The sequence below is a fragment of the Bradyrhizobium sp. genome, assembly GCF_035701725.1.
In the GTDB taxonomy this organism is placed as follows: Bacteria; Pseudomonadota; Alphaproteobacteria; order Rhizobiales; family Xanthobacteraceae; genus Bradyrhizobium.
Window position 1 is genome coordinate 1 of the sequence record NZ_DASSRP010000339.1, and the last position, 11,082, is coordinate 11,082.

Annotated in this window: 12 protein-coding genes; 7 read left to right on the forward strand and 5 right to left on the reverse strand. The window is 62.3% G+C overall.

Going from position 1 to position 11,082, the window contains the following annotated elements; translation table 11 throughout:
• Window positions 1-378: redoxin domain-containing protein (locus VFL62_RS20435; protein ID WP_325174198.1), on the reverse strand; the 378-nt coding region annotated here is incomplete at its 3' end.
• A 374-nt stretch (window positions 379-752) separates the two neighbouring features.
• Here VFL62_RS20435 and VFL62_RS20440 point away from each other — a divergent pair.
• Window positions 753-1,331: a hypothetical protein gene (locus tag VFL62_RS20440; protein WP_325174199.1), complete on the forward strand. Its 579-nt coding sequence runs from the start codon at window positions 753-755 to the stop codon at window positions 1,329-1,331.
• A gap of 33 nt (window positions 1,332-1,364) precedes the next feature.
• On the opposite strand, the gene VFL62_RS20445 is transcribed toward VFL62_RS20440, so the two are convergent.
• The 3 genes from VFL62_RS20445 to VFL62_RS20455 all read right to left on the reverse strand — a co-directional run bounded on the left by VFL62_RS20445 (window position 1,365) and on the right by VFL62_RS20455 (window position 4,574).
• Window positions 1,365-3,215, reverse strand: coding sequence for an alkaline phosphatase family protein (locus VFL62_RS20445; RefSeq protein ID WP_325174200.1), 1,851 nt, complete (start codon window positions 3,213-3,215; stop codon window positions 1,365-1,367).
• 160 nt (window positions 3,216-3,375) lie between these two features.
• Entirely contained in the window at window positions 3,376-3,747 is a 372-nt protein-coding gene (locus VFL62_RS20450) for a cyclic nucleotide-binding domain-containing protein (protein WP_325174201.1), read from the reverse strand.
• A 74-nt stretch (window positions 3,748-3,821) separates the two neighbouring features.
• Window positions 3,822-4,574, reverse strand: coding sequence for a thermonuclease family protein (locus VFL62_RS20455; RefSeq protein ID WP_325174202.1), 753 nt, complete (start codon window positions 4,572-4,574; stop codon window positions 3,822-3,824).
• 535 nt (window positions 4,575-5,109) lie between these two features.
• Between VFL62_RS20455 and VFL62_RS20460 the strand changes: the two genes are divergently transcribed.
• The 5 genes from VFL62_RS20460 to VFL62_RS20480 all read left to right on the forward strand — a co-directional run bounded on the left by VFL62_RS20460 (window position 5,110) and on the right by VFL62_RS20480 (window position 9,684).
• Window positions 5,110-7,125 (forward strand): acetyl/propionyl/methylcrotonyl-CoA carboxylase subunit alpha, encoded by a 2,016-nt coding sequence (locus VFL62_RS20460; protein WP_325174203.1) that lies wholly within the window; start codon window positions 5,110-5,112, stop codon window positions 7,123-7,125.
• A gap of 101 nt (window positions 7,126-7,226) precedes the next feature.
• A complete protein-coding gene (locus tag VFL62_RS20465; RefSeq protein ID WP_325174204.1) occupies window positions 7,227-8,093 on the forward strand; it encodes an isocitrate lyase/PEP mutase family protein in 867 nt (288 codons plus the stop codon).
• Window positions 8,090-8,389 carry an acylphosphatase gene (locus VFL62_RS20470; protein ID WP_325174205.1) on the forward strand — a complete coding sequence of 100 codons (300 nt, stop codon included), beginning with the start codon at window positions 8,090-8,092 and terminating at the stop codon, window positions 8,387-8,389. The genes VFL62_RS20465 and VFL62_RS20470 overlap by 4 nt, the downstream gene beginning before the upstream one ends.
• Window positions 8,390-8,414: 25 nt before the next feature.
• Window positions 8,415-9,254 carry a class II aldolase/adducin family protein gene (locus tag VFL62_RS20475; RefSeq protein ID WP_325174206.1) on the forward strand — a complete coding sequence of 280 codons (840 nt, stop codon included), beginning with the start codon at window positions 8,415-8,417 and terminating at the stop codon, window positions 9,252-9,254.
• A 109-nt stretch (window positions 9,255-9,363) separates the two neighbouring features.
• On the forward strand, window positions 9,364-9,684 hold the full coding sequence (locus VFL62_RS20480) for a hypothetical protein (protein WP_325174207.1): 321 nt from the start codon (window positions 9,364-9,366) through the stop codon (window positions 9,682-9,684).
• 56 nt (window positions 9,685-9,740) lie between these two features.
• On the opposite strand, the gene VFL62_RS20485 is transcribed toward VFL62_RS20480, so the two are convergent.
• Window positions 9,741-10,598, reverse strand: coding sequence for a LysR substrate-binding domain-containing protein (locus VFL62_RS20485; RefSeq protein ID WP_325174209.1), 858 nt, complete (start codon window positions 10,596-10,598; stop codon window positions 9,741-9,743).
• A 109-nt stretch (window positions 10,599-10,707) separates the two neighbouring features.
• Between VFL62_RS20485 and VFL62_RS20490 the strand changes: the two genes are divergently transcribed.
• Window positions 10,708-11,082, forward strand: a 375-nt coding sequence (locus tag VFL62_RS20490) for a 4-oxalocrotonate tautomerase family protein (RefSeq protein ID WP_325174208.1), incomplete at its 3' end; no start/stop codon positions are given.

The window sequence follows — 11,082 nt, forward strand, 5'->3', positions numbered from 1 at the left end:
GTCGGCCGCCGTGCGGGCGCCGACGTCGCCGGACGTCGAGGCCGGTAGCATGTCGTAGAGCTTCGAGACATGGAAGTCGGTGTCACCGATCATGGGATAGTTCGGCGCGGCGCCTTGCGTCTCGCGGATGTCTTCCGACCACTTGGCGTGCTTGTCGACCGGATCGACCGAAAGGCCCATCAGCTTGACGCCGCGCTTGTCAAATTCCGGCTTCAGCCGCGCCAGCGCGCCGAGTTCCGTCGTGCAGACAGGGGTGAAGTCCTTGGGGTGCGAGAACAAGAGTGCCCAACTGTTGCCGATCCAGTCATGGAACTTGATCTTGCCTTCGGTGGTTTGGGCCTCGAAATCCGGGGCCACGGCGCCAATTTGTAGTGCCATCAGTCGACCTCATGTCGTTCAAGCTTGGGGATATCTGTCACAACGAGTATAGGAGCGCGCATCCGTCAAGTGAATGACTGCCTTGGAAAAGGGCAGTTTGTTCTCCGCGGCCGATCGTCCCTGGCATTTTCTTGTGATAACCCCCGCTCATGGAAAAGGTCCCTGTTTCGGGAACATAATACCATCGTCGCCTTCGCCGCGCGGATGCCACAATCAGGGCTGAACCCCTCTCGCCCGACGAACCTCTCTGATGCCTGCAGCGACAAACCGGCTCTCCGTAAAATTTGAACCTGCCGGGTTTCGAATCATTAACCGGTCGTTTACGTCCACTGGCCGAAAACCTGAGAAACTGAGACTTCGAAAGAGTAACTCCAATGTCTGCCCCGTTGGCCAAGTTGGCCGAAACTGCCGCTACCCTCGAGCCCTCCAAGATTTCCTGCCGAGACACCGCCGCCCGCGCTTTAGGAATTGTCCGTGACGGCGTGATCACTGGCGAAGGCCCGACCACAAAGGGCCGCGTCCATTTCTCCCGCGAACTCGACGCCGCTGACGTAGCCTGGTGCGAGCGCATCCTCACCGCCTCGGCGGTCGCCCATCAGCCGGTCAGCCGCGCGGAAGCCGAAGCCCTGTTCGAGATCGATGGCGCCGCCACCGAGCGCAGCGACTCCGGCCGCTTCGACGACCTGATCGCCAAAGCGGTTGTCCATCACGCCGCTTCGGCCTCCGGTCTGCCGGTGCCTCCGCGCACCGTCGCGCTCGCCCCGGACACGGCGATCGAGAGCTGGGCGCCTGCTTATGCCGCCAAGGTCGATATCGAAGTGCTGAACTGGATTGCCACCCAGATGCGGGGCAATAGGCGGCACAATCGTACGCTCGCCGCCTTGATCGCTACGATCGTCGGGGTCGCCGTGCCGCTGGCGCAGCTGCCCAACATGTTCGACATCGGAATGTAGGCCACGCAGCGCGTCTTTACGTGGAGCGGCGGGTTATTTCCCCGCCGTTTTTTGTCTGCCGCTTTCGGCATCAAGGCCAACGGTTCGGCCGGGAAAACCGGCAACGTCGAAATAGCGGTGCGAGAGTACGCGCTGGAATTTGACCACGGTCTGCAAGCCGTTGGCGGCGGGCTTCGATGTGACCGTGCCGTCGGACGATTTGGGGACGATACCGTTGGGCAGTGCCTCGGATATTACCCGGCCTTCGAGACCGCCGACGCCCGGCGCGCGCAGCCCCATCAACTGGGCGATCGTGATGCCGACGTCGGCATTGTTGACCGGCAGGGCATCGACGTAACCGGTTTTGAAATCCGGTCCGATCGCGGCCATGAAGTTCAGCGTATCGCCCCGGCCGAAGCTGCCATGCATGCCCTGACCCTGGCGCAGCACGGTGTCGGCAACCTCGACAGCGCAGTTGCTCGGCTCGTCGCAGCCTTGTGCCCAGGAACGGAAGTTGACCACGATCGAAGGTGTCGGCGTCACCGCCTTGCCTTTCAGTCCGATCTGCGAGAGCGGCAACGTGCCGTGGAAACGGCCGAGCTTGTCGTCGACGAAGATCCCGCTGACGTAATCCTGCTCCAGCAGCGCTTTGATGGTCCGATCGGCCAGCTTCTTGTCGCTTTTCGGCAGGTAGATCAGGTCCGATCCGCCGTTGGTGGCAACGACGAGGTCGGGCTTTGCAGGATCCCGGCCCAACAGGCCGTTGCCAGCTTTCGAGTGCGCGCCGTCGGCCACCTTGGCATTGTTGTCATTGGGATCGAACAACGGCAGGTCGAGCGCCTTTGCAAGGTCGAGCGCCAGAAAGCCCATCGGCAGGAAATCGTTCGGGGTGTCATCGTAGGAGAGCTTTGCCGATGGACTGGTCTTGCTCTCTTTGGAAATCGTCGAGAAGCCGTGGTCGGAGGCGATGATGATGTTGGTATCGCCGGCAAGGCCGAGTTCATCGAGCGCCTTGCGAAGCGCCGCGAGGTTGTTGTCGGCGTTCTTGATGCTGGCGAGCGAGGTCGGCCCATTGATGCCCGGTGTCACCGCATTCAGGCTGTCGCCGTTGTTGTGCTGGCTGCCGTCGGGATCGCGCGACCAGAACACCATCAGGAACGGCTTGTTGCGGGCCTTGAATAACGGCAGCACCACCTTGGCCGCGACGTCGACGAAATAGCCCTGTTGTTCGGTGTTGGCCACCACGGTGCCCGGCGTCTTGGCATCGCCGGCTTTGCCATTATCGCCGCGCGGCGGCGTCGCCAGCGGCAGGCCGGCCTTGGCGAGCGCAGCTTTCATTTCTTCCGACAGCGGCACGCCATTCTTGCCGCCGGTGGCGTCATCGATGACGATCGAATGGTTGCCGTCGGCACCGACCTTGTCGGTATGATCAAAAATCAGGGTGGGGCCGACCTTGCCGAGCGCGGCGGTGCTGAAGCCTTTGCCGCGCGCCATCTTCAAGATGGTTTCCTCGTTCAGATAGTCACCGCCGAAATGCTCATCGACATCGGCGATGACGCTATCGACCTCAAGGAACGGTGTCACCGTGCCGCCGGCCGGCCCGACCGGATAGCCGGTATAGATCGTGTTGGAGAAGTCGCCGGTGTCGCCGAGGTGGTGGCCGGTCGCCATCGCCGAGGCATTGGCGGTCGTGAAGGTGGGAAACATCGAATGGGAATTCTTGAAATTGACTCCCTTGTCGCGTACTTCGGCCATGGCAGGCGCCGTCTCGGCGCTGACGATCTTTCCGCGCAAGCCGTCCGGCACGAACAGGATGAGGTTGTGAGGACGGCTGTTTTGCGAGAAGGCGGCGTCCGCCGACAGCACCAGCAACCCAGCAGATAGCATCGTCACCGTGCGGCGCATCTTTTGAAATTCTCCCAAAATCGAAACAGAATCGAAACGACGGCCGAAGCCGCCGTTTTCCTGTCTAGGTTCGCCCCACGACAGAATTGTTACAAGGGGCCCTGCTCAATTCTGTGCCTGTGAAGCGTGAGTCTTTGAATAGCAGCCTTCGACGCTGAGGCTAGCCAGCTGTCTTGTTCGTCACCCGGAGACGCTGGGCGAGCACGCGCATCACTTTGAGCGCGAAGTAGGGAGTTTGGCTGACCAGAAACAGAAATTGCCTTTCAGATACCGGCACCAGTTCGACATCGGCGATCGCAGTCGCAGTCGCACTGCGCGGCTCGCTGTCGATCAGCGCCATCTCGCCGAAAATGCTATCCTGACCGAATTCGGCGACGGTGCGGTTGCCGATCTGAATCCGAACTTGTCCGCTCTTGATCACGAAAAGCTCGGTCGCCTCGTCGCCCTCGCGAAAAATGACATCGCCAGCTTTAAAGAGCCGGACCGCGATATCGTTGCCGGTCAGTATGCTGAAACCCGTATCGTGCTTCATAAGAAGATCCCATTTACCGAACCGTCACATTAGGAGGACGGGTGGAACGGGGCAAATGTCATATTTTTGTCATGTTAGCTGCGCTGGCGCGTGAAGGGCCGGCAGTTATACGCCTTGCGGAAGCCGGCCGCCTTGGCGTCGTCCTCGGAGCAGAACCAGCGATCCGGGCGGGTCAGCGCGGGATAACTTGCACACATCTGCAGATGATAAATGCCGATGTTGCCGGTGACCTTGGCGCGCAGCGCATACTTGCCCTTGATACCGCATCCTGACGGCATCGCGGGGTCAGGCGGAAACAGTGCCTCGCGGATTTCGCGATCCTTGTCGGCCCGGCAGGCGCCGCCGAGCAGCGCACCATCGCGTCGTCCGGCGCGGAATTCCAGCGGGGCGATGAAACATCCCTTCCAAAGACCTCGGCGATTGTTTCTGGCATCGGCTTCGTCATCGCCGAAGCGGCTTTTTCCCATGGACGGAGAGTTCATGGCGAAGCCGCCTCTGACCATCAGTTGATTGAGGCTCACGGCCTCATCCTTCACCGTGCAGGTGCCGAGGCGCCAGTTCTTGTAAGCGGTGTCCGGCCCTAAGTCCTCGCAGCGGACGTCGCGGCCGCCGATCAGCCTGTTGAGTTGATCGCGCGCCTCGACCCCGCAGGTCCAGCTGTCGGCATGATCGTCGATGCAGAGCTGATCGTAGGCCGGTGCGTCGATGCCATCGAGGCGATAGGTGGTCCCGGCGATGTCGATCGCGCTGCCGTCGCGCACCACCGGACTGGCGGCGAAGCTTGGGCCGGCGGCGAGCAGGGTCAGGGAAAGGACAAACCAACGCATGATCGAACTGCGCAAACCAATGTAACCTGTGCCCACGCCTATCACATCTTGCCGATGAATGCTTAGGCCTTGTGGTCGCGCTCCCGTCCGACCTTTAGCCAATGTGTTCGGCTTGTCCTCGGAGCGTCTCACCACAGTAATCTCCCGGAGGCTCTCCAGCTCTCTCAGCTTGTCCGGACAGGCGGCGATGTCCTGCGAAGACACCTGGCTGAGAAGGATCGAAAGTTCGTCGGTGCCATCCTGGTTTCGGTTTTCCGCCGGGAAACGATTGATTTGGCCGTTGCGCCGCAATGCCAATCAGAGCTCCCAGCGCGGCGGCGGTCGGCCGGCTGAGCCTGATAATGGAATTTTATGGGACAGGAGAAGCTGCACCGGGAGGTCGCGGCTGCTGCCCTGCTGGTATGCCCGGTGCAAGATCGGGAACGATGGTTTTCCCGCATATAACCCGTTGCCTCGGCTCGGTTTTGCTGTACGACATGGTTCGCATAAACCCGCGCGCCAGCGCGGCAGGAGGGAGGCCACAAGTAGTCTTCGCATGTTCAAACGAATTCTGATCGCCAATCGCGGCGAGATTGCCTGCCGCATCATCAAATCGGCGCGGCGGATGGGTGTCGAGACGGTTGCCGTCTATTCCGAGGCCGACCGCGACGCCCTTCACGTCGAGATGGCCGACGAAGCCGTGTTTATCGGCCCGCCGGCCGCGGCCGAAAGCTATCTCGTGATCGACAAGATCGTTGAGGCGTGCCGCTCGACCGGCGCAGAGGCGGTGCATCCCGGTTACGGGTTTCTCTCCGAGCGCGAGGCGTTTCCGCGTGCGCTGGAGAAGGCCGGCATCGTCTTCATCGGACCCAATCCGGGTGCCATCGCCGCGATGGGCGACAAGATCGAATCGAAGAAGGCGGCTGCGGCTGCCAAGGTGTCGACCGTTCCGGGCCACCTTGGGGTGATCGAAGACGACAAGCACGCCGTGAAGATCGCCGATCAGATCGGTTATCCCGTGATGATCAAGGCGTCCGCTGGCGGCGGCGGCAAGGGCATGCGGATCGCCCATTCCAAGGCCGAGGTCGCCGAAGGCTTCAATCTCGCCAAGGCGGAGGCGAAATCATCCTTTGGTGATGATCGTGTCTTCATCGAGAAGTTCATCGTCGACCCCCGGCACATCGAAATCCAGGTGCTCGGAGACAAGCATGGCAACGTGATCTATCTCGGCGAGCGCGAATGTTCGATCCAGCGTCGCAACCAGAAGGTCATCGAGGAGGCGCCGTCGCCGCTGCTCGACGAGACCACGCGGCGAAAGATGGGTGAGCAGGCGGTCGCGCTGGCGAAAGCCGTGAACTACGATTCCGCCGGCACCGTCGAATTCGTCGCGGGGCAGGACAAAAGCTTCTACTTCCTGGAGATGAACACGCGCTTGCAGGTCGAGCATCCCGTGACCGAGCTCGTCACCGGCATCGATCTTGTCGAGCAGATGATCCGGGTCGCCGCCGGCGAGAAGCTCAAGATCGCCCAAAAAGACGTAACCTTGAAGGGGTGGGCGGTGGAATCGCGCGTCTACGCCGAAGATCCGTTCCGCAATTTCCTGCCCTCCGTCGGCCGGCTCGTCAAATACCGCCCGCCGGCCGAACGCGAGGCTGGTGGCGTCACCGTGCGCAACGACACCGGCGTGCAGGAGGGCGGCGAAATCCCGATCTACTATGATCCGATGATCGCCAAGCTGGTCACGCATGCGCCCTCGCGTGCGGCCGCAATCGAGGCGCAGTCGATGGCGCTGGATTCGTTCTATGTCGACGGCATCAGGCACAACATTCCGTTCCTCGCGGCACTGATGAACCATCCGCGCTGGCGCGAAGGCAAGCTATCGACCGGCTTCATCGCTGAGGAATTTCCGCGCGGATTCTCGGCGCGTGCGCCGGAAGGCGAGATCGCAAGGCGTCTGGCGGCGGTTGCGGCCGCAATCGATCATGTCCTCGGAGAGCGCAAGCGGCAGATTTCCGGCCAGATGATCGGCCGTCCGGTGCGGCGCGAAAGCCGTCGCGCGGTGTGGCTCGACCGCGAGGAAATCGCGCTTGAGATCATGCGTGAGGCCGACGATCTCGTGATCCGCTTCGCCGATGCCGACGGCACAATGAGCCAGGCCCATACGGTTACGTCGTCCTGGAAGCCGGGCGAGCCGGTCTGGCATGGCGCAATCGATGGCGCGGACCTGGTCATGCAGGTACGTCCCGTTCTCAACGGCTTCCGTCTCGCACATCAGGGCTTTGAAGTCGCGATCCAGGTGTTCACCGAGGCCGAAGCGACCGCCGCGCGGCTGATGCCCGTGACCACCGCATCCGATTCCGGCAAGAAGTTGCTGTGTCCGATGCCGGGTCTCGTGGTCTCGATCGCGGTCAGCGAAGGCCAGGAGGTCAAAGCCGGCGAAACGCTTGCGGTCATCGAGGCGATGAAGATGCAGAACGTGCTGCGCGCCGAGCAGGACGGCAGGGTGAAGAAGATTTATGCCGCCGCCGGCGCAACGCTGGCGGTGGACGCGCTGATTCTGGAGTTCGCATAGGCAACGTCATTGCGAGGAGCATGGCGACGAAGCAATCCAGACTTTGCTTTGCGATCTGGATTGCTTCGCTTCGCTCGCAATGACGATAAGGAAAAATAAGAATGACTTTCCGCGCGCGCAGAGACCGGCTCCGCTCCGTTCTTACCGGATCAACCTGCATCCATCCCGGCTCGGTCTATGACGCGATTTCGATCCGCATCGCCGAAGATCTTGGTTTCGAAATCGGCATGTTTGGTGGTTCGGTCGCCTCACTCGCGGTGCTCGGCGATCCCGATATCGCGCTGATCACGCTCACCGAACTCGCCGAGCAGATGCGGCGCATGTCGCGTGCCTCGACCTTGCCGGTCGTGGTCGATGCCGATCATGGCTACGGCAACGCGCTGAACGTGCGTCGCACGATCGAGGAGCTGGAGACCGCGGGCGCCGCAGGTCTCACGATCGAAGACACGCTGCTGCCGCCGGCTTACGGTGAGGCGAAAACCCAGCTGATTTCGCTGGAGGAGGGCGTCGGCAAGGTGAAGGCGGCGCTGGATGCGCGGCGCGATCCGTCGCTCGTCATCATCGGGCGCACGGGAGCGGTGTCGATTTCCTCGCTTGAGGATGCGATCGCGCGCGCGAAAGCCTATGAAGCCAGTGGTGTCGATGCATTGTTCTTCACGGGCATCAAGGCAAAGGCGGAGCTGGAAGCAATTTCGCGTGCGACGCGGCTGCCGATCGTGCTCGGTGGTGCGCCGGAGGCGATGTCCGATCTCGCCTACCTGAGGGAGCAGCGGGTCAGGATCGCGCTGCAGGGCCACGCGCCGATCTCGGCGGCGACGCAGGCAGTTTACGCGACCCTTAAGGCGTTGCGTGAGGGAACGCCGCCAAAGGCCTTGACCGGTCTTGCGCCGGCCGATTTGAGCGCGCAGGTGGCGCGCGAGGTCGAAGTGAACACCCGTCTGGCCGCGTTCCTGGGGATCAAGCGATGAGCGGCGTCATTCGCCAGGTCGTGATCCGCGGTCGCGTGCAGGGTGTTGGATATCGCGCCTGGGTCGACCACGAGGCGAGGCGCCTTGGCCTGAATGGCTGGGTACGAAACCGCAGAGACGGCAGCGTGGAAGCCGTGTTCGAAGGCGAGACGGAAGTCGTCGCCGCGATGATTGCATCCTGCGGGAAGGGGCCCGGAGCCGCACGGGTCGACCATGTCATTGAGGAAACAGCAAATGACGATGCCTTGCGGCTGCGGCATCCAAGCGAAGCGTTTTCCGTGCTGCCGACGATCTAATAAACGGCGTTCAAGGGAGAGAACGATGACAAGAAAATTCCGATGGACCCGGATGGCCGCCGGGCTGGCCCGCTTTGGCGTCCTCGTGGCGCTTGGGCTTCTCGCCGGCCGGTTCGACGCTTCGGCGCAAACGCCATCGGCCGCATTGCCCGGCGTTGATCCAGCCTTGCTGGAAGATATTGTCGTCGGCAGCCGGATCCTGGCCGATTTTGGCGTGCTGGACGGCTTCGGTCACGTCAGCGCGCGCCATCCTACCAACCCGAACCACTTCCTGATGTCGCGTTCGCTGGCGCCCGCGCTGGTCACGGCCGACGACATCATGGAGTTCGATCTCGACGGCAATCCGGTCGATGCGCGCGGGCGAAACGTGTTTCTCGAGCGCTTCATCCATGCCGAAATCTACCGGGCGCGACCCGATGTGATGTCGGTGGTTCACACACATTCGCCGGGCGTGATTCCCTTTTCCGTGAGCAACGTGCCGCTACGTGCGATGTATCACAACCCGTCTTTCCTCGCCGTCGGCGTACCGGTGTGGGATATCCGGAAAGATTTCGGCGACACCAACATGCTCGTCAGCAATCAGGCCATCGGCAAGTCGCTGGCGTCAGCGCTCTCCGATAAGCCGGTGGCGTTGATGCGCGGCCATGGCGATGTCACCGTCGGACCGACGGTGAAGATGGCGGTGTTTCGCGCCTACTACACCGACGTGAACGCCAAGCTGCAGGCGCAGGCACTCGCGCTTGGCGGCGAGCCGAATTACCTGACGCCGGGCGAGGGCGTGAAGGCCGACCAGACCAACTTCGCGGTGATGGATCGCATCTGGAACCTGTGGCGACTGAAGATCTTGCCGACCCTCGCCAAATAGGTCGCGGTGGTTCGATTCTCGGTAACTTGACACGTCCGTTCATCAAGAGGTGAGGGAACGCCTGCCGCGCGTTCCCGGTTGTCCTGCATCAAGTACGAGGGAACAACCCATGAAACTAGCGACCTTGATATTGGCGGGCGCGTTCGCGCTCGCAACTTCGGTTTCGCTGGCGCAGGCCGCCGGAGCGGGTGGTGGTGCCGGCGGCGCGGCAGGTAGCGCAGGTGCGTCTTCGACGGGCGGCACCAGTGGTGCAGCGGGCGGTGTACCTGCAGCGGGCAGCCCGCCGGGCGCGACCACCGGTCAGGCAAAGCCCGGCGCGATGGGCAACCCGAGTGCGCCGATGAATCCTTCCGGGAACTCGCTGATCAACACCTCGCCGAGCGGATCGACCCTCGATCAGACCGGGAGTGGGACCAACACCCAACGTTAGCCGGCGGCTCGGCCAACGGACAAAAGCCCCGCTGGACAGCGGGGCTTTTTTCTGGATTACGTCTTCACATCCAGACTTCGGAACGCTGCGGACAAGGTTCGAAGCGCCGCGAGCTTGACCGGATCGGCCACCTTCGAATGCAGCATCACTTTCGATGTCGGCATCGGCGGCAGGCCGCGTTCGGGGCCGAGGTCAATCATGCCGGGTGGGGCGATACGCCGAGCCAGTGGCGCGACCCCAAGCCCGGCGAGCGCGGCCGCGACGGTTGCGGAAACGCCTCCGCCAACAAAGGCTTCGTTCCATTCGATGCCCGCCTTGTCGAGCGCGCGCACCGCGATCGCGCGCACGCCGCAGGGCGGGGCCAGCGTCGCCAGGGGCAGGCTCTCGCCCCGCTGCCACTTGAACCGGGGTGCTGCGAACCAGCCGAAGGAATCTTCGGCAAGTTTTTCGCCGCCGCGCCGGCCGGATTCCTGGCGCACAATTACCGCATCCAGCGCGCCGGCATCGTAGGCATCGAGTAGATCGCGCGAGAAGCCGATGGTGACGGCAAATGATAATTGCGCCGACACCGCGTTGAGTCGCTCGAGCAGAGAGACGAGCTGGGGACCGGCAGCATGATCGCTGATGCCGAGTGACAATTGCTGGCGCGAAGCCCGCTCGCCCAGAAGTGCGCGGTCGTGCGCCGCCATCAGCGTGCGTGCATTCGCAAGAAATGCCGTGCCGTCCGACGTCAGCCGGACCGCGCGCGGCGAGCGCTCGACCAGCCGCTTGCCGAGCACGTTCTCCAGCCGCTGTAATTTCATACTGACCGCGGCCTGCGTGGTGCCAAGCGCCTCTGCCGTGCGGGTGAAGCTTTGCAGTTCCGCCACCAGCAGAAAGGCCTGAACGGTCGGGATATCGAGCGTCCCGGTCATCATCAATATATCTTATCTTTGATATACACAAAGATAAGGTACCAAAATGAGGAGGGGACGTCTAGCTTTCGCCTGACGCATTCGTTTTGCGGAAGACAAGGAGAAGACCATGCCGCTTATCACTGTCAGCTATTCGAGCTCCCGCCATTCACCCTCGCTCAAGGCCGATATCGCTGCGGCCGTCAGCGAACTCACCGCGAACATCCTGCACAAGGACCCGAAGGTGACGGCCATTATCGTCAAATCGGTCGATCCGGCGGACTGGTTCGCCGGGGGCAAATCGTTGGCCGAGCAGCAACTCGCAAGCTTCTGGCTCGACATCCATGTCACCGAGGGCACCAACACCAAGGACGAAAAGGCGGCCTATATCGCGTCGATGTTTGCGCGCATGGGGGAACTGCTGGGGCCGCTCCATAACGAGAGCTACCTCCATGTCGACGAGGTCAAGGGCGACGCCTATGGCTTCGGAGGGCTGACACAGGAA

Coding starts and splice junctions, on each gene's coding strand:
- VFL62_RS20440 (WP_325174199.1), top strand. CDS start 753: ATGTCTGCCCCGTTGGCCAAGTTGGCCGAAACTGCCGCTACCCTCGAG.
- VFL62_RS20445 (WP_325174200.1), bottom strand. CDS start 3,215: ATGCGCCGCACGGTGACGATGCTATCTGCTGGGTTGCTGGTGCTGTCG.
- VFL62_RS20450 (WP_325174201.1), bottom strand. CDS start 3,747: ATGAAGCACGATACGGGTTTCAGCATACTGACCGGCAACGATATCGCG.
- VFL62_RS20455 (WP_325174202.1), bottom strand. CDS start 4,574: ATGCGTTGGTTTGTCCTTTCCCTGACCCTGCTCGCCGCCGGCCCAAGC.
- VFL62_RS20460 (WP_325174203.1), top strand. CDS start 5,110: ATGTTCAAACGAATTCTGATCGCCAATCGCGGCGAGATTGCCTGCCGC.
- VFL62_RS20465 (WP_325174204.1), top strand. CDS start 7,227: ATGACTTTCCGCGCGCGCAGAGACCGGCTCCGCTCCGTTCTTACCGGA.
- VFL62_RS20470 (WP_325174205.1), top strand. CDS start 8,090: ATGAGCGGCGTCATTCGCCAGGTCGTGATCCGCGGTCGCGTGCAGGGT.
- VFL62_RS20475 (WP_325174206.1), top strand. CDS start 8,415: ATGACAAGAAAATTCCGATGGACCCGGATGGCCGCCGGGCTGGCCCGC.
- VFL62_RS20480 (WP_325174207.1), top strand. CDS start 9,364: ATGAAACTAGCGACCTTGATATTGGCGGGCGCGTTCGCGCTCGCAACT.
- VFL62_RS20485 (WP_325174209.1), bottom strand. CDS start 10,598: ATGACCGGGACGCTCGATATCCCGACCGTTCAGGCCTTTCTGCTGGTG.